This is a genomic window from Nocardioides sp. cx-169, from assembly GCF_021083605.1.
In the GTDB taxonomy this organism is placed as follows: Bacteria; Actinomycetota; Actinomycetes; order Propionibacteriales; family Nocardioidaceae; genus Nocardioides.
Genome location: NZ_JAJNRO010000002.1, coordinates 534,306 through 556,535 on the forward strand (window position 1 = coordinate 534,306; position 22,230 = coordinate 556,535).

21 protein-coding genes are annotated in these 22,230 nt (G+C 73.1%); 11 read left to right on the top strand and 10 right to left on the bottom strand.

What is annotated here, in order from left to right; translation table 11 throughout:
* Positions 1-60 precede the first annotated feature (60 nt).
* The 3 genes from LRP67_RS03765 to LRP67_RS03775 all read right to left on the bottom strand — a co-directional run bounded on the left by LRP67_RS03765 (position 61) and on the right by LRP67_RS03775 (position 2,042).
* Complete coding sequence (locus LRP67_RS03765) at positions 61-1,053, bottom strand: LLM class flavin-dependent oxidoreductase (RefSeq protein WP_231268843.1); 993 nt, start codon at positions 1,051-1,053, stop codon at positions 61-63.
* 41 nt (positions 1,054-1,094) lie between these two features.
* Positions 1,095-1,337 carry a hypothetical protein gene (locus LRP67_RS03770; protein WP_231268844.1) on the bottom strand — a complete coding sequence of 81 codons (243 nt, stop codon included), beginning with the start codon at positions 1,335-1,337 and terminating at the stop codon, positions 1,095-1,097.
* Between the two features lie 132 nt (positions 1,338-1,469).
* Positions 1,470-2,042, bottom strand: a complete 573-nt coding sequence (locus LRP67_RS03775) for a YceI family protein (protein WP_231268845.1) — start codon at positions 2,040-2,042, stop codon at positions 1,470-1,472.
* A gap of 173 nt (positions 2,043-2,215) precedes the next feature.
* Between LRP67_RS03775 and LRP67_RS03780 the strand changes: the two genes are divergently transcribed.
* The 4 genes from LRP67_RS03780 (at position 2,216) to LRP67_RS03795 (ending at position 6,806) form a co-directional block, all read left to right on the top strand.
* Positions 2,216-2,479, top strand: coding sequence for a hypothetical protein (locus LRP67_RS03780; protein ID WP_231268846.1), 264 nt, complete (start codon positions 2,216-2,218; stop codon positions 2,477-2,479).
* A gap of 11 nt (positions 2,480-2,490) precedes the next feature.
* On the top strand, positions 2,491-4,308 hold the full coding sequence (gene glmS / locus LRP67_RS03785) for a glutamine--fructose-6-phosphate transaminase (isomerizing) (protein WP_231268847.1): 1,818 nt from the start codon (positions 2,491-2,493) through the stop codon (positions 4,306-4,308).
* A 29-nt stretch (positions 4,309-4,337) separates the two neighbouring features.
* Positions 4,338-4,904: a DUF3558 family protein gene (locus tag LRP67_RS03790; RefSeq protein ID WP_231268848.1), complete on the top strand. Its 567-nt coding sequence runs from the start codon at positions 4,338-4,340 to the stop codon at positions 4,902-4,904.
* 123 nt (positions 4,905-5,027) lie between these two features.
* Positions 5,028-6,806, top strand: coding sequence for a DEAD/DEAH box helicase (locus LRP67_RS03795; RefSeq protein ID WP_231268849.1), 1,779 nt, complete (start codon positions 5,028-5,030; stop codon positions 6,804-6,806).
* A 17-nt stretch (positions 6,807-6,823) separates the two neighbouring features.
* Here the strand turns inward: LRP67_RS03795 and LRP67_RS03800 are convergent, their stop codons facing one another.
* Positions 6,824-7,762 carry an NAD(P)/FAD-dependent oxidoreductase gene (locus tag LRP67_RS03800; protein ID WP_231268850.1) on the bottom strand — a complete coding sequence of 313 codons (939 nt, stop codon included), beginning with the start codon at positions 7,760-7,762 and terminating at the stop codon, positions 6,824-6,826.
* 58 nt (positions 7,763-7,820) lie between these two features.
* Between LRP67_RS03800 and LRP67_RS03805 the strand changes: the two genes are divergently transcribed.
* The 3 genes from LRP67_RS03805 to LRP67_RS03815 all read left to right on the top strand — a co-directional run bounded on the left by LRP67_RS03805 (position 7,821) and on the right by LRP67_RS03815 (position 12,074).
* Positions 7,821-8,261 (top strand): MerR family transcriptional regulator, encoded by a 441-nt coding sequence (locus tag LRP67_RS03805; RefSeq protein WP_231268851.1) that lies wholly within the window; start codon positions 7,821-7,823, stop codon positions 8,259-8,261.
* A 262-nt stretch (positions 8,262-8,523) separates the two neighbouring features.
* Positions 8,524-10,407 carry a penicillin-binding transpeptidase domain-containing protein gene (locus tag LRP67_RS03810; protein WP_231268852.1) on the top strand — a complete coding sequence of 628 codons (1,884 nt, stop codon included), beginning with the start codon at positions 8,524-8,526 and terminating at the stop codon, positions 10,405-10,407.
* A gap of 209 nt (positions 10,408-10,616) precedes the next feature.
* Positions 10,617-12,074: an NAD-dependent succinate-semialdehyde dehydrogenase gene (locus LRP67_RS03815; protein WP_231268853.1), complete on the top strand. Its 1,458-nt coding sequence runs from the start codon at positions 10,617-10,619 to the stop codon at positions 12,072-12,074.
* Positions 12,075-12,152: 78 nt separating this feature from the next.
* On the opposite strand, the gene LRP67_RS03820 is transcribed toward LRP67_RS03815, so the two are convergent.
* The 5 genes from LRP67_RS03820 to LRP67_RS03840 form a co-directional block, all read right to left on the bottom strand.
* Positions 12,153-13,151, bottom strand: coding sequence for a LuxR C-terminal-related transcriptional regulator (locus LRP67_RS03820; RefSeq protein WP_231268854.1), 999 nt, complete (start codon positions 13,149-13,151; stop codon positions 12,153-12,155).
* Between the two features lie 9 nt (positions 13,152-13,160).
* Entirely contained in the window at positions 13,161-13,772 is a 612-nt protein-coding gene (locus LRP67_RS03825) for a TIGR03086 family metal-binding protein (protein WP_231268855.1), read from the bottom strand.
* Entirely contained in the window at positions 13,772-14,776 is a 1,005-nt protein-coding gene (locus LRP67_RS03830) for a sigma-70 family RNA polymerase sigma factor (protein ID WP_231268856.1), read from the bottom strand. The genes LRP67_RS03825 and LRP67_RS03830 overlap by 1 nt, the downstream gene beginning before the upstream one ends.
* A gap of 95 nt (positions 14,777-14,871) precedes the next feature.
* Entirely contained in the window at positions 14,872-16,494 is a 1,623-nt protein-coding gene (locus LRP67_RS03835; protein WP_231268857.1) for a glycerol-3-phosphate dehydrogenase/oxidase, read from the bottom strand.
* Entirely contained in the window at positions 16,491-17,084 is a 594-nt protein-coding gene (locus LRP67_RS03840; protein ID WP_231268858.1) for a TetR/AcrR family transcriptional regulator, read from the bottom strand. Before LRP67_RS03840 ends, LRP67_RS03835 begins: the two co-directional genes overlap by 4 nt.
* Positions 17,085-17,101: 17 nt before the next feature.
* Between LRP67_RS03840 and LRP67_RS03845 the strand changes: the two genes are divergently transcribed.
* The 4 genes from LRP67_RS03845 to LRP67_RS03860 all read left to right on the top strand — a co-directional run bounded on the left by LRP67_RS03845 (position 17,102) and on the right by LRP67_RS03860 (position 21,401).
* The gene (locus tag LRP67_RS03845; RefSeq protein ID WP_231268859.1) at positions 17,102-18,694 is read left to right on the top strand and encodes an FAD-binding oxidoreductase; all 1,593 of its coding nucleotides are present in this window, start codon (positions 17,102-17,104) and stop codon (positions 18,692-18,694) included.
* Entirely contained in the window at positions 18,691-19,608 is a 918-nt protein-coding gene (locus tag LRP67_RS03850) for a diacylglycerol kinase family protein (RefSeq protein WP_231268860.1), read from the top strand. The genes LRP67_RS03845 and LRP67_RS03850 overlap by 4 nt, the downstream gene beginning before the upstream one ends.
* A 175-nt stretch (positions 19,609-19,783) precedes the next feature.
* Positions 19,784-20,176, top strand: a complete 393-nt coding sequence (locus tag LRP67_RS03855; protein WP_231268861.1) for a YciI family protein — start codon at positions 19,784-19,786, stop codon at positions 20,174-20,176.
* Between the two features lie 16 nt (positions 20,177-20,192).
* Entirely contained in the window at positions 20,193-21,401 is a 1,209-nt protein-coding gene (locus tag LRP67_RS03860; protein ID WP_231268862.1) for an RNA polymerase sigma factor, read from the top strand.
* Between the two features lie 120 nt (positions 21,402-21,521).
* On the opposite strand, the gene LRP67_RS03865 is transcribed toward LRP67_RS03860, so the two are convergent.
* Positions 21,522-22,217, bottom strand: coding sequence for a pirin family protein (locus LRP67_RS03865; RefSeq protein ID WP_231268863.1), 696 nt, complete (start codon positions 22,215-22,217; stop codon positions 21,522-21,524).
* Positions 22,218-22,230 lie beyond the last annotated feature (13 nt).

The window sequence follows — 22,230 nt, forward strand, 5'->3', positions numbered from 1 at the left end:
CCGGCAGTGCGCGCTGTCATCGGTCCCCGGCGTCCTGTCACGGGCCGGCCATGACATCCGTCATGCTCGTCCGGCCAGCGCCGGGCGCACCACCTCGCTGATCAGCCGCACGCTCTCCCAGGAGGGCTCGGCGGGCAGGCCGCCACAGGCCGGGTGGCTGGTGACGAGCCGGATCTCCTTGCTGCGGCACCGCTCGACGAGCTGGTCGGCGGTCAGGACGACGTACACGCCGGCGGCGCGCATCTCCTCAACGGTGCGCGAGTCGTCCTGCACGTAGGAGCGCTGGTCGGGGCCGCGCCACGCGGCGTACCCGGTGGCGTCGGCCAGCAGATGGTGGCCGTAGCGGCCCCAGAACGCGTCCGGGTCGTCGGCACAGAAGACGTGGGCCGGCCCCCTCGGTGAGCGCAGGATGATCCCCGGCTCCCGGCCCTGGGCGCGGCACTCCTCCTCGTAGGCCGCGCGCAGCCCCGCGTCGCCGTGCTGCGGCGCGAAGTGCAGCCCCAGCCGCCCCGCGCGGCGGGCCGCCGCCAGTGTTCCGCCGCCGTAGAAGAGCATCGGGTGCGGCGGCGAGTACGGCGTCGGGGTCACCCGCACCGTGCGTCCCCTGTACTCGAACGGATCCCCGGTCCAGGCACGCTGCAGCACCAGGATCGCGGCTTCGAGGTCGGCGCCGCGGGTCGCCCACGGGCGGCCGAGGTGCTCGTACTCCTCGGGCCGGTAGCCCAGGCCGATCGTGAAGCTCACCCGGCCGGCGGCGAGGTGGTCGAGCACCGCGATGTCCTCGGCCAGGCGGACCGGGTCGTAGAGGTTGGCCAGCAGCGCGGAGACCGTGATCGGGACGCGCTGGGTCACCGCCGCGATCGCCGCGGCCACGGGGATCGGGCTGGGCAGGTAGCCGTCGTCGGAGGCGTGGTGCTCCGACAGCATGATCGCGTCCTCGCCGTGGGCGTCCAGGTACGCCGCCTGCTCGAGCGCGCGGGCAAAGATCTCCTGCCGCTGGGCCGAGTCGGCGCCGGGCGCACGGAAGTCGTAGCGGGTGACGAAGGGGGTCATGGCGCCACCCTGACAGAGGGGGTGGAACCTGTTCTAGTGACTCAGACCGCGATGGCTCGGTTGACCCGCGAGCGCCGTGCCCAGTCCGCGGCCGCGGTGCTCGGGATGCACGGCCGCGTCCCCGCGGTCGCCGCCGGTGATCTCGGCGTACGCGACCAGCCCACGTCGTGGAGCTCCTGGGCCGCCATCACCGCGGTCACCGCCGCGGCGTCGCTCGTCCGCAGTGGGCGCTGGGTGTAGCCGTCGGGCAGCAGCAGCTGGTGGCGGATGGGACCTGCGGGCATGTCGGGATTCAAACCCGACGACCCCGCCCCGCTCACCTGGTTTTCGCCCTGCCCCCGCTGACCCGTCACCAACTCACCCAAATCCACGCTGACCCGTCAGAGAGTCTCTGACGGGTCAGCGGGAGGGGGAGGTCAGGCGGCGTTCTGGATGGCGGAGATGTCGAACTCCAGCTTGATCTTGTCGGAGACGAGGACGCCGCCGGTCTCGAGCGCGGCGTTCCAGGTGAGGTCCCAGTCCTTGCGGTTGACCGTGACGCCACCCTCGAAGCCGACGCGCACGTTGCCGAAGGGGTCGCGCGCCGAGCCGGTCTCCTCGAACACGATCGTGACCGGCTTGGTGGTGCCCTTGATGGTGAGGTCGCCGGTGATGGACCACTCGGAGCCGTCGCGGTCCACGTCGGTGGAGACGAAGGTGATCTCGGGGTACTGCTCGGTGTCGAAGAAGTCGGCGGAGGCCAGGTGGCCGTCGCGGTCGGCGCTGCCGGTGCTGACGCTGGCGGTCTTGATGCTCAGCGAGACCGAGGAGCCGGCGGGGTTGGCGGTGTCGACGTGCGCGGTGCCGGAGAAGTCGGAGAACTGGCCGCGGACCTTGGTCACCATCGCGTGGCGCGCGACGAAGCCCAGGCGCGAGTGGTGCGGGTCGATCGTGTAGTCGCCGGAGATGTTCTCGACGATGCTGGTGGTGGGGTCGAAGTCGGTGGTCATGCGGAGCTCCTCGGTGGATTGGTTGAACTATCAACAACTGTTCAAACGGACCTAGGTCCGGTTTCATTCCCGCCCAACGAAACCCGCGACGGTCTGGCGCGACACTCTGTCATTCTTGCCCGAAAACGGGCAGGAAGTTGCGAATTCGGCGCGATCGGCGCGACAGTGCTGCCGTGACTCCGGATCGCGCGCTGGTCGACCATGTCGTGGCCAGCACCGGACTCGCGCCAGCGGAGGCTATCCGGGTCATCGAGGACGTGCTGGCCTTCCAGGCCGAGCCGGTCGAGGACTTCGTCCGTCGGCGGCACCGCGAGCTCAAGACCTACGGCGCCAAGAACCCCGAGATCTTCGCCCGCATCGCCGCGGAGCTGCGCGACCACGTCGTCGCCGCTCCGCACCTGACCGAGCGGCAGCTGCGCCGCCTCATCTACACCTAAGGACCCCACACATGTGCGGCATCGTCGGCTACATCGGCACCCAGCAGGCGGCCCCGCTGCTTCTCGAGGGCCTGGCCCGTCTGGAGCACCGCGGCTACGACTCGGCCGGTGTCGCCGTGCTCGGGTCCGGGCTCCGGGTGGCGAAGAAGGCCGGACGGGTGCGAGACCTCAGCGAGGACCTGCCGAAGCGCTTCACCGGCAAGGCGGGCATCGGCCACACCCGCTGGGCGACCCACGGCCCGGCCAACGACGTCAACGCCCACCCGCACGTCGACGGCAAGGGTGAGGTGGCCGTGGTCCACAACGGGATCATCGACAACGCCGCATCTCTGCGCCAGCGGCTCACCGACGAGGGCGTCGACCTTGTGAGCGACACCGACACCGAGGTGCTGGCGCACCTCATCGCCCGGTCCGCGGCCGAGACGCTCGAGGAGCGCGTCGCCGAGGCGCTGGCCGCGATCGAGGGCACCTACGGCGTGGCGGTGCTGCACGCCGAGTTCCCCGACCGCATCGTCGTGGCCCGCAACGGCAGCCCGCTGATCATCGGCGTGGGGGACAGGGAGATGCACGTCGCCTCCGACCTCGGCGCCCTGGTCCGCTACACCACCACGGTGGCCCACCTCGACGACGGCGAGATGGCGACGCTGACCGCCACCGGCTTCACGACGTACCGGCAGGACCTGACGCGGGTCCAGCGCACCGCCACCCAGGTCGACGTCGACCCGGCGTCCTACGACGCCGGCGAGCACGACTCGTTCATGCGCAAGGAGCTGCTCGAGCAGCCCGCCGCCGCCGAGCGAGTGCTGCGCGGGCGGCTCGACGAGCGCTTCGGCACCGCCCACCTCGGAGGGCTCAACATGGACGCGCGCGAGACCCGGGAGATCCGGCGCGTGAAGATCCTCGGCTGCGGGTCGGCCTACTACGTCGGTCAGATGGGCGCGTCGTTGATCGAGGAGCTGGCCCGGATCCCGGCCGACGCCGAGGCCGCGAGCGAGTTCCGCTACCGCAACCCGATCATCGAGCACGACACCCTCTACGTCGCGGTCAGCCAGTCCGGCGAGACCATCGACACCCTGTTGGCCGTCCAGGAGATCCGGCGCAAGGGCGGCCGGGTGATCGGTCTGGTCAACGTCGTGGGCTCGGCGATCGCGCGCGAGTGCGACGGCGGCATCTACCTGCACGCCGGGCCCGAGGTGGCCGTCGCCAGCACCAAGGCGCTGACCAACATGTTCCTCGGCTTCGCGCTGCTCGCCCTCCAGCTCGGCCGGGTGCGCGACCTGTCCATCGCGGACGGCAAGCGGCTCATCGCGGCGCTCACGGCGATGCCCGGTCAGCTGCAGGAGATCCTGGACGGCGAGGAGCACCTCGCCGAGGTCGCCCAGGGACTCGCGCAGGCCGAGTCGCTGTTCTTCGTCGGCCGGGTGCGCGGCTTCCCGGTGGCCAGGGAGGGCGCGCAGAAGTTCAAGGAGATCAGCTACCGGCACGCCGAGGCCTACCAGACCTCCGAGCTCAAGCACGGCCCGCTGGCGCTGATCTCGACTGCGGTCCCGACGGTCGCGGTCGTCCCCGACGACGAGCTCACCGACCGCAATGTCGGAGCGCTGCACGAGATCGCGGCCCGCGGCGGCCCGCTCGTCGTGGTCACCCATGCCGGCGTGGACCTCGCCGGCCTCGGCGTCCAGCGCGTCGACGTACCGCGCAGCGAGCGGGAGCTCGACCCGATCCTGCTGACGATCCCCCTGCAGCTGCTGGCCTTCCACGCCGCACAGGCCCTCGGCCACGACATCGACAAGCCGCGCAACCTGGCCAAGAGCGTCACCGTGGAGTGAGACCTGCCTGGAGGGGGTAGGACCTCGGGATGAGACGTCCCTTCGCGCACGCCGCTGCCGCCGTCGTCCTGTCGGTGCTCGTGGCGGGGTGCGGGGGTGACGACGGCGACGATCCCGGGACGTCGCAGTCCAGCGACGAGCCCGGCGAGGAGCCGTCCGAGCCGGACGGTGAGGCGGAGCCGGCCGGCGCGCCGTGCACCGTGATCAGCGACGAGCAGCTGACGCAGATCACGGGCTCCGAGCAGCGGGTCAGCGGCCCGCGCCAGGAGGGGACCAGCGAGCGGTGCGAGACGGTCCGTGACGCCGACGACGGGCTGGAGGTCACGTGGACCTTCCGGGAGCCCTTCATGAGCTTTGCCGAGCTCGTCGAGTACGAGTCCGACCCCGGGCTGGTGCAGAAGCGTCTCGAGCTGGGCGGAGCACCGGCGGTCCTGATGACGGGGGAGTACGTCGGTGAGCAGGCGGCGCGTCTCCTGGTCGAGGTCGACGAGGGCCAGCTCGTCGTGGAGGCCAAGGACAGCGGCCTGGGCGAGCAGCTGCCCGAGGCCGAGCTGACCCGGGTGGCCATCGAGATCGCCGCGGCGTACGCCGGCTGAGCGCTGCGCGGAGGCGCCTGCCGCAGCCACCCGTCAGGTCGCGGTGGGCGGCGGCAGACGCGTGATAGAAGCCACCGCGCTGGCGAATCGGAAGCAGGGCCGGGCAGCCACTACCGTTGAGGTGTGACCAACCCATCAGAGACCGACACGATCGAGGGAGCGACTCCCACCTTCGCGGACCTCGGACTCGGTGACGCCGTCCTCAAGGCCCTGAAGGACGTCGGCTACGAGAGCCCGTCCGCCATCCAGGCCGCCACCATCCCGCCGCTCCTCGCCGGCAACGACATGGTCGGCCTGGCCCAGACCGGCACCGGGAAGACCGCGGCGTTCGCGCTGCCGATCCTCGACCAGCTCGACGTCAAGCAGAAGAACCCCCAGGCCCTCATCCTGGCGCCGACCCGCGAGCTCGCGCTCCAGGTCTGCGAGGCGTTCGAGAAGTACGCCGCGCACACCAAGGGCGTCCGCGTCCTGCCCGTCTACGGCGGTCAGGCGTACGGCGTGCAGCTCAGCGCCCTGCGCCGCGGCGTGCACATCGTCGTCGGCACCCCGGGCCGGATCATGGATCACCTCGAGAAGGGCACGCTCGACCTGAGCGAGCTGCGCTTCCTGGTGCTCGACGAGGCCGACGAGATGCTCAACATGGGCTTCGCCGACGACGTCGAGACGATCCTGGCCGACACCCCGGACACCAAGCAGGTCGCACTGTTCTCGGCGACGATGCCCGCGCAGATCCGTCGCTTGTCGAAGAAGTACCTCAACGACCCGGTCGAGATCACGGTCAAGAACAAGACCACCACCTCGGCCAACACCACCCAGCGCTACCTCATCTGCAGCTACCCGCAGAAGGTCGACGCCCTCACGCGCATCCTCGAGGTCGAGAACTTCGAGGGGATGATCGTCTTCGTCCGCACCAAGAACGAGACCGAGACGCTGGCCGAGAAGCTGCGTGCTCGCGGCTTCTCCGCCGCGGCGATCAACGGCGACGTCGCACAGGTGCAGCGCGAGCGGACCGTCAACCAGCTCAAGTCCGGCAAGCTCGACATCCTGGTCGCCACCGACGTCGCGGCCCGCGGCCTCGACGTCGACCGGATCAGCCACGTCATCAACTACGACATCCCCACCGACACCGAGTCCTACGTGCACCGCATCGGCCGCACCGGCCGGGCCGGCCGCAAGGGCGACGCCATCTCGTTCGTCACCCCGCGCGAGCAGTACCTGCTCAAGCACATCGAGAAGGCCACCCGCCAGCCGCTGACGAAGATGGCGCTGCCCACCGCCGAGGACGTCAACGTCACCCGGCTCGCGCGCTTCGACGACCAGATCACCCAGGCGCTCAGCTCGGAGTCGATCGGCTTCTTCCGCGACGTGGTCAGCCACTACATCCGCGAGCACGACGTACCCGAGGTGGACGTGGCCGCCGCACTGGCGATCGCGATGCAGGGCGAGACGCCGCTGCTGCTCGACCCCGAGGTCGAGCGCCGCGCCGCGGCGAAGGAGCGGGCCGACCGCGCCGAGCGCTCGCCGCGCAAGGACCGCCCGGAGCGGGGCGGGGACCGCCCGGAGCGGCGACCGCGCGGTGGCTCGGACCAGCCGATGGCGCAGTACCGCATCAACGTCGGCAGGCGTCACAAGATCGAGCCGCGTCAGATCGTCGGCGCGATCGCCAACGAGGGCGGGCTGAGCCGCGGCGACTTCGGGCACATCCAGATCCGTCCGGACTTCTCGCTCGTCGAGCTGCCGGCCGATCTGCCCGCCGAGGTGTGGAAGAAGCTCGAGAGCACCCGGATCAGCGGCAAGCTGATCGAGCTCACCGAGGACAAGGGCCCGAGGATGAACCGGACCCGCCCCGCCGAGGACGGCGACGACCGCCCCTTCAAGAAGCCGCGCCACAAGAAGTACTGACCCGGCTGACCGGGTATTCATCCCGCGGCCGGGACCGCCCCCACCAGCGCCAGGACCCGGTCGGCGTCGACGGCGGTGGCGGCGACGAGGCCGGCGGCGGCGGCGTTGAGGACCGACGCGATCGGCATCGGTACGGCGCTGGTGTGCGCGAGGTCGCCGGCGGCGTACACGCCGGAGAGCGAGGTGCGGCCGAACGCGTCCACCTCGACGCAGCCCGAGGGCAGCAGGTCCAGGCCGAGCTGCTCGGCGAACGGCGCGGACTGGGTGAGGGCCGTCGTGACGAAGATCCCGCCGACCTCCTCGTCCGGCCCGCTCGCGAACGACACGCGCGCGCCGGCCGCGCTGCGACACACGCCGACCACCGGGTCGGGGCGGATCGCGACGCCCTCGCGGTCGAGCAGCGCGGCGGTCTCCTCGTCGAGGGCTCCGCCGTCGGCGAGGACGGTGAGGCGCGCCGCGATCGGCTGCATCAACATCGCCAAGCGCGAGACGTGCGGGCCGGAGCCGATCAGCGCGACGTGGGTCCCGGCGAACTCGTGCCCGTGGCAGTAGGGGCAGTGTGCGACGACCGAGCCGAACAGCTCCGCCAGCCCGGGCACGTCGGGAAGCGCGTCGCGCAGCCCGGTCGCCAGCAGCACCCGGCTCGTGGCGACGTGCGACCCGTCGGCAAGGTCCACGACGAAGCCGCCGGCCTCGGGGGCGATCGACACCGCCTCGGCCGGGCGCACCGTGACCGTCTCGTACGCCGCCAGGTCGGCGCGCGCGAGCGCCCGGAGCTCCGCCGGCGGCCTGCCGTCGTGGGTGAGGAAGTTGTGCAGGTGTCCGGTCGGGTCGTTGCGGTATCGGCCCGAGTCGAGCACCAGCGCCCGGTGGTGCATGCGGCCGAGCGTGAGGGCGGCCTGGAGGCCGGCGGGTCCGCCGCCGACCACGACCACGTCGTAGGTGTCGATCTCCATCGTGTGTCTCCTGACGTAGGAACTTGTCTCAGGCACGACGATGTGACTTCATGTCGACATGAAGTCAAGCCCCGAGGTGGACCTGTCCGTCGGCGAGCTCGCCACCCGGTTCGGGCTGGCCACGCACGTGCTGCGGCACTGGGAGGACGTCGGCCTGCTGGCCCCGGCCCGTGACGGCGGCGGCCGGCGCCGCTACGGCCGCGACGACGTCTACCGGGTCGCGGTGATCCTGCGCAGCAAGGCGGCCGGGATGAGCCTCGAGCAGATTCTGGTCCTGCTGGACGCGGAGGCGCAGGATCGGCACCGGGTGCTGGAGGAGCACGTCGCCGACCTCGACCGGCGGATGCAGGAGATGCAGCGCTCGCGGGAGATGACCGAGCACGCGCTGCGTTGCCGGGCGCACGACATCGCCGCCTGCCCCCGCTTCCGGGACCACGTCGAGGACCTGGTGAGCGGGCCGACCGACGGCGCCTCCCTCTGGGTGACCCCTTCCTGGTAGGGCCCACCACGTGGGAAGGTGTGCGGCCCGTGCCACATCGTGGTGGCGCCCGGGCTCTCGGAGGTCTCGGACGTGCCCACCCGTCTGTCTCGCCCCGACCGCGCCGGGTTGCTCGCGAGTGCGCCACCCCCTGGTGGGCGGGCGACTGCAACGGCGCGATCGACGGCGCGCAGGCGTTCATCAAGAACACCAGGACGCGCCGGAATCGACCTCGAGCGGTGGCTCGCGCGCCACTGAGGGAGGCGGATGCTAGAAGGGAGGCATGCGCTCCCGACTCGCCGGCCTGACCGCGCTCCTGCTGCTGCTGGCCGCCTGTGACTCCTCGACCGGCTCCGGCGACGGAGGGGGACCGGACGCGGACGAGGCCGTCGCGGCCCTGGCCGGCGCGCTGGGCAGCGGCGAGTTCAGCGACGTGGCCTTCACCCAGGTGACGCCGCAGGCGGTGAGCGCCGACTACGCCGAGGTCGTCGAGGGGATGGGCGAGGTCGAGCCGACGGTGGAGGTCGGTGACGTCTCCGCGCAAAGCGACACCGCCACCGCGACGCTGACCTGGTCGTGGCCGGTCACGGCGGAGGAGTCGTGGACCTACGACAGCGAGGCGACGCTCAACCTCGTGGACGACGCGTGGCAGGTGGTCTGGTCGCGTGAGCTGGTGGAGCCCTCGCTGGGGGCGGCGACCACGCTGGACCTGACGCCGGTCCGCGCGGCCCGCGGCGACATCGTCGGCGCGCGCGGCCTCAAGATCGTCACGCCGCGGCCCGTCGTGCGACTGGGCATCGACCGCGGTCAGGTCCCCAAGGCCCGGGCGGCGGCCTCCGCGCAGCGCCTCGCGGGGCTGGTCGGCATCGACGTCGCGCCGTACGTCAAGGCGGTCACCGGCGCCGGGGAGCTCGCCTTCGTGGAGGCGATCGTCTACCGCGCCGGCGAGGTGCCGCCGACTGTCGGGCAGGGCTACGACCGGATCCCGGGGGCCCGGGCCCTGGGCGACGACCTGCCGCTCGCGCCGTCGCGCGAGTTCGGCGCCCCCATCCTCGGCACCGTCGGCGAGGTCACCGCCGAGATGGTCGCCGAGGACCCCGGCCGCTACGAGCCCGGCGACCAGGCCGGCCTGTCCGGGCTGCAGGCCCGCTACGACGAGCAGCTGCAGGGCAAGCCGGGGGCCGTGGTCAACGCCGTCGGCTCCGACGGCAAGGAGCGCGAGCTGTTCCGCATCGACGGCGCGGCCGGCGACCCGCTGGAGCTCACGATGGACGTCGACCTGCAGACCGAGGCGGAGGCGCTGTTGCGCGACGTCGCGCCGTCCAGTGCCATCGTGGCTCTCCGGCCCAGCACCGGCGACATCGTGGCGGCCGCCAACGGCCCCGGCACCGAGGGGCAGAACATCGCGACCTTCGGCCAGTTCGCTCCCGGGTCGACGTTCAAGACCGTCACCAGCCTGGCGCTGCTGCGGGCCGGGGTCACGCCCGACACCCCGCTGCCGTGCACCTCGACGGTCACGGTCGACGGCAAGCGGTTCAAGAACTACTCCGACTACCCCGCCTCCGCGATCGGGCGGATCCCGCTGCGCACGGCGGTGGCCCACTCCTGCAACACCGCCTTCATCTCCCAGGCCTCCCGGCTCGAGGAGCTCGACCTCTTCGACGCTGCCGGCGCGCTGGGCCTGGGCATCGACCACGACCTCGGCTTCCCGGCCTACTTCGGCCAGGTGGAGCCGGCGGCCTCGCGCACGGAGAAGGCGGCCAACCTGATCGGCCAGGGCCGGATCCTCGCCTCGCCCATGGTGATGGCGACGGTGGTCGCGTCGGTGCAGAAGGGCGCCCTCGTCGTGCCGCGGCTGCTCCGCTCGGTCGAGGTGACCGAGCCGGACGTCGACCCGCTCGCGCCCGGTGAGGCCGCCGCGCTGAGGTCGATGCTGCGCGGTGTCGTCACCGAGGGCAGCGGCCGGGCGCTCCTCGACGTGCCCGGCCCCGAGGTGATCGCCAAGACCGGCACCGCGGAGTTCGAGCGGGACGGCCGGGTGGAGACCCACGCCTGGATGATCGCGGCACAGGGCGATCTCGCGGTCGCCGTGTTCGTCGAGCAGGGCGTCTCCGGGTCCCGTACGGCGGGCCCGATCCTGGAGGCCTTCCTGCGCGCCGCTCGCTGACCGCTGACCGCTGACCGCTTCACTCTCCGCGGGTGCGCTCCGACCTGACCGCGCCCGGAGACAGGCGAACCCCTTGCCGCATGGGGTCGGCAAGGGGTTCTGTGTCCACTTCTCGGTGCTCCCTCCGAAGTCGACATGGCAATCGTACGCCCCCGGCCCAGGCGCGTCACCCGTTTCCCGCGTTGCGGAGGGGTGACAGAGTGAATTACATGACTGGACTTGACCTTCTGGAGTCGAACAAGCGCAATCTGCTCATCGGCGGCACGTGGCGCGGGGCGAGGAGCGGCGAGCGGATCGAGGTGATCGACCCGGCCGACGGGTCGGTGCTGACCGACGTCGCCGACGCCTCGACCGACGAGGCGGTGGAGGCCCTGGACGCCGCCGTGGCCGCCCAGGCCGACTGGGCGCGTACGCCGCCGCGTGAGCGGGGGGAGATCCTGCGTCGGGCCTTCGACCTGCTCACCGAGCGGGCCGACGACGTCGCGCACCTGATGAGCCTCGAGATGGGTAAGCCCGTCGCCGAGGCGAAGGGCGAGGTCGGCTACGGCTCGGAGTTCTTCCGCTGGTACTCCGAGGAGGCCGTGCGCATCCACGGTCGCTGGATGCAGGCACCGGCCGGCGGCAGCCGGCTGCTGACCGTGCGCAAGCCGGTGGGGCCGTGCCTGTTCATCACCCCGTGGAACTTCCCGCTGGCGATGGGCACCCGCAAGATCGGCCCGGCGATCGCCGCCGGCTGCACGATGGTCGTCAAGCCGGCCTCGCAGACTCCGCTGACGATGCTGGCCCTGGCCGCGATCCTGGAGGAGGCCGGCCTGCCCGGCGGCGTACTGAACGTCGTCACGACCTCCTCGACCGGCGAGCTCAGCAGCACGCTGCAGGCCGACGACCGGCTCCGCAAGGTGAGCTTCACCGGCTCCACCGCCGTGGGCCGCACGATCGTGGCGCAGTCGGCCGACCGGCTGCAGCGCCTGAGCATGGAGCTCGGCGGCAACGCGCCGTTCCTGGTGTTCGAGGACGCCGACCTCGACGCCGCCGTCGACGGCGCCATGGTCGCCAAGATGCGCAACATGGGCGAGGCCTGCACCTCGGCCAACCGCTTCCTGGTGCACTCCGACGTCGCGGCCGAGTTCGCAGAGAAGCTCGGGCGGCGCATGGGCGCGCTGACCCTGGGACGCGGGCAGGACGACGGCGTCGACGTCGGCCCCCTCATCGACGAGAAGGCGTTGGCGGGCGTCAGCCGGCTGGTCGCCGACGCCGTGCACGACGGCGCCACGGTCGTCACCGGTGGCTCGGCCCCCGACGGCCCCGGCTTCTTCTACTCGCCGACCGTGCTCGTCGACGTGCCGCCGGGCTCCGCGATCAACACCGAGGAGATCTTCGGCCCGGTCGCACCGATCACGACGTTCGACACCGAGGCCGAGGCGATCGAGCGCGCCAACGACACCGAGTACGGGCTCGCCTCCTACGCCTACACCCGCGACCTGGCCCGCACCATCCGGCTGGCCGAGTCGCTCGACTTCGGCATGGTCGGCGTCAACACCGGACTGGTCTCCAACCCCGCCGCGCCCTTCGGCGGCATGAAGCAGAGCGGCTTCGGTCGCGAGGGCGGGTTCGAGGGCATCGAGGAGTACCTCGAGACCACCTACGTCGCCCTGCCCGCCGACTGACCCCTGCCCGACCGCTGACCCGTCAGAAACCCCCTGACGGGTCAGCGGGACGGGCGGTGCGTGCTGGCCTCACGGTCCTTACGCGGGCACGGCGAACGCCGGCACCAGGCCGGCGCGCGAGGTGATGCCGAGCTTGCGGTACGTGCGCGAGAGATGCCACTCGACCGCCTTCACCGACACCTCCAGCTCCGCGGCCACCTGGCGGTTCGTGAGGCCGCCGGCGGCCAGCCCCGCCACGCGCCGCTCGGAGGGGGTGAGCAGCCCCAGCGCGTCGGCCCGCAGCCGCTGGGGCGCCTCGCCGCAGCGCTCGAGCAGGCGGCGCACCCGGCTCTGCAGCGGCCACAGCTCCTCGAGCCCGGCGTAGAGCTCGGCCGAGCGGAGCAGCAGGACCGCCTCCCGCGCCTGCTCGGGAGTCGGTGACAGCAGCAGCAGGCCGGCGAGGTCGGTGTCGACCTGGGCGGCGAGCCGGGCCGCGTCGAGGGTCGTGAGCACGGTCCTGGCCTCGCGGAGCAGGTGGACCCGGCGACCGCCGGCGTCGGCCGCGGACAGGGTCCGCAGCCCTTGCGCCACTGCGTAGGCCGACCCGTGCTCGTGCGCCAGCCGCAGGTGCTCCTCGGCGAGCTCGGCAGCCTCGCGACGCTGCCCGATGAGCACCAGCGCCAGCGCGGCCGCCGTCCGCCAGTCGAGCAGCTCGGAGCCCTGAGGCAGTCCGGCCGCAGTCCGGCCGGCCGTCAGGAGGTGCTCGACCGCGCCCTCGGGGTCGCCGAGCGCCAAGGCCAGCTCGCCGGCGGCCTGGTGCGCCAGGGCGCCGGCGAGGCCTCGCCGACCGCCGTACGCAGCGAGCTGGTCACCCAGGCGCATGGCCTCGGCCAGGTCGCCGCGGGCGAGGCGGCACTCGAGCTGCAGCGCCAGCAACCGGGCCCGGTCCGTCTCGCCGAGCGCGCCCCGGTCGGCGGCGAGCCCGTCGAGGTCGCGGAGGGCCGCGCTGATCGCGCCGGCGCGCACCAGGTCGCTGACCTGGCACAAGGGCGAGGTCGCAGCGGTGGTGGGCGCCGGCGTCGCCTCGGAGGGGAGCATGGCGCCAGGCTAGGAAGCCACCGGCGGCCCCGTGTCGGTATTGGGCGAATCTTCACCCACTGGACCAGTCAGGTCCCGGCCCAGGAAGGCGAGCAGTCGCACCGCCGGGCCCGCCCGCCCGGCGCCCGGGCGGGGCCCGGCGAAGCGCCGGCCGCGGTCCGCGGGCGTCACGAGGGCCCGCGCCACGGGGAGCAGCCGGTCCGCCAGGTCGTCCGGCACCGGGTGGTCGAGACCGAGGGATCGGGCGACGTCCCAGCCGTGCACCGTGATCTCGAGCGCAGCGGCGAGGGCGAGCACCGAGGTGTCGACGGGGTGCGAGCCGATCCGGGTGCGTGGGGGCGGGTCGTCGCTCCAGACCCCCAGCAGGTCGCACGCCTTGCGCTGCAGGCGGCGTACCCGCGGCGCCGCCGCGACGGCGGCGCCCCTCAGCCGTACCTCGCCCGCGGCGCCCTCGCCGAAGGCGTCCAGCGCGTCCTCCATGTGGGCCAGCAGTCGGTCCAGATCCCAGCCCGCGCATGGTGTCGGGCGGTGCAGGTCGTCGTCGGAGACGGCCGCGAGGGCCACGCGGGTGTAGGCGAGGGACCGGTCGAGCAGCTCGACGGCACCGTCGAGCGCGCTCATCAGGGGGCGTAGCCGGGAGGCAGGTGCGCGGGCAGCCCGAACCGGGTGAAGTCCAGGCCGAAGAACGCCCCGACGTGCTTGACCCGGTCGCCGTCCAGCTCCAGGACCTGCAGGTGGAAGGGGACGAAGCCGCTGCCGTCCTGGGCGCGCATGTAGAGCCCGAACGCGGGCTGGCCGTTGGCCGAGGTCTTGAGCATCGGCATGTCGTGGGTGCCGCCCGGGCACTGGGTGTCGATGAGGTCGCCGATGTTGGTGGCGCCGACGTACCAGCTCGTGAACGGCGGCATCTCCCACACCGCCTCGGCGGTGAGCAGCTGCACGATGGTGGCGATGTCCTTGCGCCAGAACGCCTCGACATAGCGCTCCAGCAGCTGCTCCTGGGCGCTGGTCAGCGCGGGCTCCACGCTGTCCTCGGTGAGCCCCCGCTGCTTCAGCTGGGCGTGCGCACGCTGCAGGGCGGAGTTGACCGCGGCCGTCGTCGTGTCGAGCGCCGCGGCCACCTCGGCGGCCGACCAGCGCAGCACGTCGCGCATGATCAGCACCGCGCGCTGCCGTGCCGGGAGGTGCTGGAGCGCGGCGACGAAGGCCAGGCGGATCGAGTCGCGCTCGGCCACGACCACCGCGGCGTCGGGCACCGGCTCGAGCCAGGCGACCTCATGGTCGCGCTCGAGGGCGTCGCCGGCCAGCTGGTCCGGGGTCCCGAGACCGGCGGGCAGCGGGCGCCGCGGCCGGCCCTCGAGGTTGGTGAGGCACACGTTGGTGGCGATCTTGTACAGCCAGGTGCGGACCGAGGAGCGGCCCTGGAAGTCCGCGGATGCCTTCCAGGCCCGCAGGAACGTCTCCTGGACCAGGTCCTCGGCCTCGTGGACCGACCCGCTCATCCGGTAGCAGTGGGCCAGCAGCTCGCGCTGGTAGCGCTCGGTGAGCCTGTCGAAGTCGGCCAGCTCCTGGGTGTGGGTGGTGCTCTCGCTCATCCTGCTCGTGCTCGCCTCGTCGGTCGTCACGGTCTCGGTCCTCTGTGCCATCGTCGCCGCCATCGGTCGGCTCCCTCGGGTCGTCCAGTGTGCCTCGACCTACCGACCCCCGTCGACGGGGAAACTCATCGGCCGCGGACCGCCGATCCCTCCTGTCCGCGGGCGAGGGCGAGCGCGCGCTCGGCGGCGGGGACGGCGAGGGGTCGATCGGCGGGGACGAGCCCCACTCGGGTGCGCCGGTCGAGCAGGTCGTCGACGTCCGCCGCGCCCTCGTGGGTGACGCCGAAGACCAGCTCGGCGAGGGTGACCGGGACGGCCGCGGCGATCGGAGCGAGCAGCTCCTCGTCGGCGAGGCCGGTGACCTCGCGGGCGGTGGCGAGGACCAGCTCGGCGTCGGTGCCGAAGCGGCGCACCAGCCGGGCCGGCTGCTCGAGCGCGGCGAGGACCGGCCGGGGCGCGGCGCCCAGCAGCGGCAGCGTGCGCGTGCGGCAGGGCTCGCCGTCCAGGCCGCCGGCGCTCACGGCAGCGTCGACGGCGTCCTCGGCCATCTGCCGGTACGTCGTGAGCTTGCCGCCGACGACGGTCACGACGCCGGTGCGGCTGGGCAGGACGGCGTGGCGTCGCGACAGGTCCGCCGTCCCTCCGCGCCCCGTGGGATCGGCCGGGTCGCGGGCATCGTCGGGGCCGGAGGTGTCCAGCAGCGGGCGCAGGCCGGCGAACGCGCCGACCACGTCGTCGCGCCGCAGCTGTCGCTCGAACGCGGCCGACACCACATCCAGCAGGAAGCCGATCTCGGGGTCCGTCGGCTGCGGGACGTCCGGGATGGGCCCGTCGGCCGCCTCGTCGGTCAGCCCGACGTACACGGTCCCGTCGGGCTGCGGCAGCACCAGGACGAAGCGGCTGGTCGAGCCGGGGATCGGGGCGAACACCGAGACCGAGAGGCCCGGCAGCGTGTCCTGGCGGAGCACGAGGTGGGTGCCGCGGCTGGGACGCAGCGCGACCTCCTCGACCAGGTCGCCGGCCCACACGCCGGCCGCGTTGACCACGGCCCGCGCAGTGACCGAGCGGGTCTCGCCGGTCAGCTCGTCGCGCAGCTCCACGGCGGTGCCGGTCGCGGTGAGCACCCGGGCACGGGTGCGCACGTGGGCGCCGTACGACGCGGCGGTGCGCGCGACGTTGGACACCAGGCGGGCGTCGTCCTCCACCCGCCCGTCCCAGGAGAGGAGCCCGCCGCGCAGTCCGGCCGAGCGCAGCGGCGGCGCCATCGCCAGGGCCTCGGTCGCGGTGAGACGGCGCGGCCGCGGCAGGGTCTCCTCGTCGGTGCCCGCACTGCGTCGCAGGCCGTCGCCGGCGAGGAGCCCGGCGTGGGTGAGCCGCTCCTGGACCCGGCTGACCGAGGAGTTGAGCGGCACCAGCATCGGCATCGGCCGGGTCAGGTGCGGAGCGGTGACCTCCATGAGGATGCCGCGCTCCACCGCGCTCTCGCGGGCGACCCCGACCTGGCCCTGCGCGAGGTAGCGCAGGCCGCCGTGCACCATCTTCGACGACCAGCGCGAGGTGCCGAACGCCAGGTCGTGGGCGTCCACGGCGAGCACGCTCAGCCCGCGCGTCACCGCGTCGAGCGCGACCCCCGCGCCGGTGATGCCGAGCCCGATCACGACCAGGTCCACGTCCTCCGGGGCTCCGGCCAGCCCCGGGGCGATGCGGGTGGCGGGCCCGGTCTGTGCGCCGGCCGGGGGAGTGGTCATGGCGCCAGGCTGCGGGTGAGCAGCGTCGTGAGCTCGGCGTCGAGCTCCGCCTCGCTGGCCAGGTCGTCGACCATCGTGTGGGCCGAGAGTACGAAGCCGTGCGTGGCCAGCAGCAGGCCCCGGGCGATCGCGACCGGGTTGCCCGCGCGGACCTCGCCGGCCGCCTGGGCGTCGCGGATCGCGGCCTCGGTGAGGGAGAGGATCAGGTCCTGCGAGCGACCCCGCCGGGAGAGCACGTAGGGCAGGACCAGCTCGGGGTCGAGCTCGACGATCCGGACGAACAGCTCGTTCTCGCGCAGCACCCGTACCGTGCCGACGATGCCGGACACCAGCCGGTCGACCGCCGGCCGGTCCGCGCCCTCGGCGGCCACCGCGGCCTGCACGACGCCGGTCCACTCGCGGGTCATCAGGTCGCCGAGCAGGGTGGGCATGTCCGACCAGCTGCGATAGATCGTCATCCGTGACACCCCGGCCCTGCGGGCGACCTCGGTGAGCGTCGTACGCCGCCAGCCGACGTCGAGGATGCAGGCCCGCGCCGCGTCCAGGTAGGCGTCCCTCGGCTCACCGGGGCTGTTACGAAGTGACGTCACATGTAACACTGTAACGCATGACGCGATTCGTGCAGTCCGAGATGCATCCCCAGCGCTGGGGCAGCCCCGACGCCGCCAGCGACCTGCCGGCGTCGGCGCGCGGGCTCATCGAGATGGCGTTCGGCCTCGAGGAGCGTCCGGCGTCCCCGGCGGTGTCCGTGCCGGCGCCCCGGATCGCGGCGGAGCTGCTGGAGGGGCTGCTGGAGGGGCTCCGCGAGCTCGTCGGTGACGAGCACGTCGTCACCGACGACGAGGTGCGCCGGCTGCGCACCCGCGGCAAGTCGACGCCCGACCTGCTCCGGGCCCGCGCCGGCGACCTCGACGACGCGCCCGACGTCGTCGTACGACCCGACGGTCACGAGCAGGTGGCGGCGGTCCTCGCGTTCGCCGTCGAGCACCACCTCGCCGTCGTCCCGTTCGGCGGCGGAACGTCGGTCACCGGCGGGTTGGCGGCGCGGCGCGAGGGCTTCGCCGGAGTGGTCTGCCTCGACCTGGTCCGCATGAAGCGGCTCCTGGCGGTGGACCATGTGTCCATGACCGCCGTACTGGAGCCTGGCCTGCGCGGCCCCGAGGCGGAGTCGCTGCTCGCGGAGGCGGGCCTGACGCTCGGGCACTACCCGCAGTCGTTCGAGTACGCGACCATCGGCGGCTTCGCCGCCACCCGCTCCAGTGGTCAGTCCAGCGCCGGCTACGGCCGCTTCGACGCGCTCGTCGTCGGGCTGCGAGTCGCGACCCCGCGCGGTGAGCTGGTCCTCGGCAGCGCCCCGGCCAACGCCGCCGGACCGGACCTCCGCCAGCTGGTGCTCGGCTCGGAGGGCGCATTCGGCGTGATCACCTCGGTGACCGTGCGGGTGCGCCGCCAGCCGGCCGAGAGCGTCTACGAGGGGTGGCACTGGCCCTCCTTCGACACCGGGGCCGACGCCATGCGCACGCTCGCGCAGAGCGGGCTGCTGCCGACCGTGCTCCGACTCTCCGACGAGGCGGAGACCGCGATCAACCTGGCCCGCCCGGACGAGATCGGGGGCGAGTCGGCCGGGGGCTGCCTGATGATCGTCGGCTACGAGGGCGAGCCCGCGGCCAACGCCGCCAAGCGGGCCGCGGTCACCGCCGTGCTCGAAGGGCTCGGCGGCCGCTGCCTGGGGGAGGAGCCGGGCCGGGCGTGGGCGCACGGCCGCTTCCACGCGCCGTACCTGCGCGACTCGCTGCTCGACGTGGGCGTGCTGGTCGAGACCCTGGAGACCGCGACCTTCTGGTCCAACCGCGAGCGGCTCTACACCGACGTCAAGACCGCGCTGGAGTCGGCGCTCGGCGAGGGCACGCTGGTGCTCTGCCATGTCTCGCACGTCTACGAGACCGGCTGCTCGCTCTACTTCACGGTGGCGGTCAAGGGGTCGGCCGACCCGCTGCCGCAGTGGCAGGCGGCCAAGGCCGCGGCCAGCGACGCGATGGTCGCGGCGGGCGCGACGATCACCCACCACCACGCGGTCGGCACCGACCACCGGCCGTGGCTCACCCGGGAGATCGGCGAGCTCGGCGCCTCGGTCCTGCGCGCGGTCAAGACCGACCTCGACCCGACCGGGATCCTCAACCCGGGGGTGCTGGTGCCGTGAGCTCACCGCGCTCGTTCTCCTTCCTGGTCAACCCCGCCTCCGGGGGCGGGGCCGCGCCCGAGGCCGTGGTCCCGGTCGCCCGGGAGCTGCGATCCGCGGGAGCGAGCGTCGAGGTGACGTACTCACCGGGCCCCAAGGCCATAGGATCCCTCGTCGACGCCGCCGTGGACCGCGGCGACGTCGTCGTCTCCGTCGGCGGCGACGGGATGCTGTCCTCGCTGGCCGGCGCGGTCTCGCTGCGCGGCGGCACCCTCGGCCTGCTGCCCGCAGGTCGTGGCAACGACTTCGCCCGGATGCTCGGCCTGCCCGGCGACGCCTCGGCGCAGGCCCGCGTGCTCCTGGAGGGCGAGGTGCGCGCCGTCGACCTGCTGGCGTTCTGCGCTCCGGACGCCGCCGTCCGGCACATCGCCGGGTCGGTCTACTCCGGCGTCGACGCCCGCGCCGCCGAGATCGTCGACCGGGCCCGCTGGGTGCCCAGGCGCGCGCAGTACCCCTACGCCGCCCTCCGCGCGCTGGCGACGTACCAGCCGGCCCGCTTCCGGGTCACCGTCGACGGCGAGACCCGCGAGTTCCCCGCCGCCTGCGTCGTCGTGGCCAACTCCGGTTACTACGGCAACGGCATGCTGATCGCCCCGTCCGCGAGCCTCGACGACGGACTGCTCGACGTCGTGGTGATCGAGGCGGCCGGCAAGCTGGAGCTGATGCGCTCGCTGCCCAAGGTCTACGACGGCGCCCACGTGTCGCTGCCCGAGGTCACCGTCCTCACCGGCCGCCGGGTGGAGGTCGCCGCCGACGGCCGCCGCTGCGCCGTGCCCGTCGGTGGCGACGGCGAGCCGCTCGGCTCGCTGCCCGGCATCGCCGGACCCGCCGCGGTCGTCGAGGTGCTGCCGGGAGCGCTGTCGGTGGTCTGCTGAGTCGGCAGGGTTATCAGCAGATGCTGAAAAACCTGCGCTTCCGGGCCAGAACAACGGCCCAGAAGCACCTGGAAATCCCCAGAAGCTCCGGAAGCGATGTCGAGACCACCGGCGCGGCTCCGACGTACCGATGTGGCGCCGCACGGCACCATGGGACCGACACCGAGGAGCTCGCATGAAGTACGTCATCCTGATCCACTCCAACCCGCAGCCGTGGGGGCACCCGACGGGGGAGTACAACAGCGAGTTCCAGGCGCTCCCGGCCGCGGAGCGCGCGCGCATGGACCGCGAGTTCGAGGAGCTGCTCACCGAGCTGCAGCGGAACGGCGAGCTGGTCATCGGCGAGGCGCTCGGCGACCCCGCGACCGCGACGGTCTACCGCTGGGAGTCGGGCGAGGCGCTGGTCACCGACGGGCCGTACTCGGAGGTCAAGGAGCACCTGGCCGGCTTCTTCATGATCGACGTGGCCGACCGCGAGCGGGCCGAGCAGGTGGCCCGCCGGTTCGCCGGCCCCGGCGACACCATCGAACTCCGGCCCGCGATGTGGCCGGGTGGCGGCGACGACTGACGCGCGGCACTCGGCCATGACCAGCGCGATCGAGGACGTGTGGCGCACCGAGCTGCCGCACGTCCTCGGCGCCCTGGTCAGGAGGTACGGCGACTTCGACGCGTGCGAGGACGCCGTACAGGAGGCGTTCCTCGACGCCACCGCCCAGTGGGAGCGCGACGGTCCGCCCGAGCGCCCCCGCGCGTGGCTGGTCCGGGTCGCTTCCCGCCGCCTGGTCGACCGGTGGCGCAGCGAGAGTGCGCGCGTCGACCGGGAGGTCCGCGTTGCCGCCACAGAGGTCGGACCCGGACCTGTCGAGGCCGCGGACGACACCCTCGAGCTGCTCTTGTTGTGCGCCCATCCGTCACTCTCCACCGCCTCCCAGGTGGCGCTCGCCCTGCGCGCGGTCGGTGGTCTCACGACCGAGCAGATCGCCGCCGGCTTCCTGGTGCCCGCGACCACGATGGGCCAGCGGATCAGCCGTGCGAAGGCGACCCTGCGCGACGCCGGTGCGCGCTTCGGGGTGGTGCCCCCGGCCGAGCTGGCCGCACGACTGGGAGCCGTGCGCCACGTGCTCTACCTCGTCTTCAACGAGGGGTACGCCGCCAGCGGCGGGGACCGGCTCGTCGACGTCTCGCTCACCGACGAGGCGATCCGGCTGTGCCGCCTGCTTCGTGAGCGGGTGCCCGAGGACGACGAGACCGCGGGACTGCTCGCGTTGATGCTGCTGACCGCCGCGCGCACGCCGGCGCGCGTCGACGCGGCCGGGGACCTGGTGCGGCTGGCCGATCAGGACCGCTCACGGTGGGACCACGCGCTGGTCGCGGAGGGTGTGGTGCTCCTGGAGCAGGTCCTGCCCCGTGGCCGGGTGGGCCGCTTCCAGCTCGAGGCGGCGATCGCCGCCGTCCATGACGAGGCCACATGCTCCGAGGACACCGACTGGCTCCAGGTCGCGACGTTGTACGCGATGCTGCACGAGGTGGCGCCCGGTCCCGCCGTCACCCTGAGCCGCGCCGTCGCCGTCGCGATGACCGACGGCCCCCTGGTGGGGCTCGCGCTCACCGACTCGCTGCTGGACGACCGTGCGATGCGGCGTCATCACCGGCTGCACGCCGTGCGAGCCCACCTGCTGGAGCTGGCAGGACGCACGCCCGAGGCGGTCGCGGCCTACCGAGTCGCCGCCGGCCTGGCCACCAGCATCCCCGAGCAGCGCTACCTCAACGCCCGCGCCGCGGCGCTCGGCTGAGGGCGCGGCAGGGTTATCAGCAGATGCTGAAAACCCGGCGCTTCCCGGCCGGAAAAACGCCCCAGAAGCGCCGGGAAATCCCCAGAACCCGCCCGCGGGCGCCGGACGGGCTGAACCGAGTCAGCCCGTGAACGTCCAGACGAGCAGCTCGGTGGGGACGGCGGCGGTGACCGCGCGCCCGGTCTCGTCGGTGAGCAGGAGCGCGTCGCCGGCCGAGAGCGGCTCGGCGAGCGAGGAGCGGACCAGGGCGCCGGTGGCCACGAAGACGTGGACGAGCGGGGCCTCCGGCAGGGCCAGCGTGGCGCCCTCGTCGAGCCGGGCCACCGAGAACGTCGCGCCCGCGACCCCGACCCGTGCCGGCGCCGAGCCGTCGCCGGCCGCGACCGGCACCAGCTCGTTGCGGACCAGGTCGACCGGCACCACGTCGTACGACGGCGTCGTGCCGCGCTCGTCGGGGGTCAGCCAGACCTGGACGAAGCGGGTGGGCCCGTCGGTGCGGGAGTGCTCCGCGTGGGAGGTCCCCGCTCCGGCGGACAGCACCGCGACGCTCCCGGGCTCGACGACCGCGGTGTCGCCGGTCTCGTCGCCGTGGACGAGCGCACCCGAGACAACCCAGCTGACGACCTCGAGGTCGGCGTGACGGTGCGGGTCGAAGCCCCGTCCGGAGCCCAGCAGGTGGTCGTCGTGGCAGAGCATCGGACCGAACGACGCGTGCTCGGGGTCGTAGTGCTGCCCGAACGAGAAGGCATGGTGGGTCACCCGCCCGTCGGCCCGGTCGGTGAAGCGTGCTGAAGCCCTGCGGATGGTGGCGGTCACGGGCTAGATTGTG

Bases quoted from the DNA above. Each gene is read 5' to 3' on its own strand.
- LRP67_RS03835 (WP_231268857.1), bottom strand. From the start codon at position 16,494: ATGACCACTCCCCCGGCCGGCGCACAGACCGGGCCCGCCACCCGCATC.
- LRP67_RS03825 (WP_231268855.1), bottom strand. From the start codon at position 13,772: ATGAGCGCGCTCGACGGTGCCGTCGAGCTGCTCGACCGGTCCCTCGCC.
- glmS (WP_231268847.1), top strand. From the start codon at position 2,491: ATGTGCGGCATCGTCGGCTACATCGGCACCCAGCAGGCGGCCCCGCTG.
- LRP67_RS03800 (WP_231268850.1), bottom strand. From the start codon at position 7,762: ATGGAGATCGACACCTACGACGTGGTCGTGGTCGGCGGCGGACCCGCC.
- LRP67_RS03805 (WP_231268851.1), top strand. From the start codon at position 7,821: ATGAAGTCAAGCCCCGAGGTGGACCTGTCCGTCGGCGAGCTCGCCACC.
- LRP67_RS03790 (WP_231268848.1), top strand. From the start codon at position 4,338: ATGAGACGTCCCTTCGCGCACGCCGCTGCCGCCGTCGTCCTGTCGGTG.
- LRP67_RS03770 (WP_231268844.1), bottom strand. From the start codon at position 1,337: ATGCCCGCAGGTCCCATCCGCCACCAGCTGCTGCTGCCCGACGGCTAC.
- LRP67_RS03820 (WP_231268854.1), bottom strand. From the start codon at position 13,151: ATGCTCCCCTCCGAGGCGACGCCGGCGCCCACCACCGCTGCGACCTCG.
- LRP67_RS03765 (WP_231268843.1), bottom strand. From the start codon at position 1,053: ATGACCCCCTTCGTCACCCGCTACGACTTCCGTGCGCCCGGCGCCGAC.
- LRP67_RS03815 (WP_231268853.1), top strand. From the start codon at position 10,617: ATGACTGGACTTGACCTTCTGGAGTCGAACAAGCGCAATCTGCTCATC.
- LRP67_RS03810 (WP_231268852.1), top strand. From the start codon at position 8,524: ATGCGCTCCCGACTCGCCGGCCTGACCGCGCTCCTGCTGCTGCTGGCC.
- LRP67_RS03845 (WP_231268859.1), top strand. From the start codon at position 17,102: ATGACGCGATTCGTGCAGTCCGAGATGCATCCCCAGCGCTGGGGCAGC.
- LRP67_RS03860 (WP_231268862.1), top strand. From the start codon at position 20,193: ATGACCAGCGCGATCGAGGACGTGTGGCGCACCGAGCTGCCGCACGTC.
- LRP67_RS03855 (WP_231268861.1), top strand. From the start codon at position 19,784: ATGAAGTACGTCATCCTGATCCACTCCAACCCGCAGCCGTGGGGGCAC.
- LRP67_RS03775 (WP_231268845.1), bottom strand. From the start codon at position 2,042: ATGACCACCGACTTCGACCCCACCACCAGCATCGTCGAGAACATCTCC.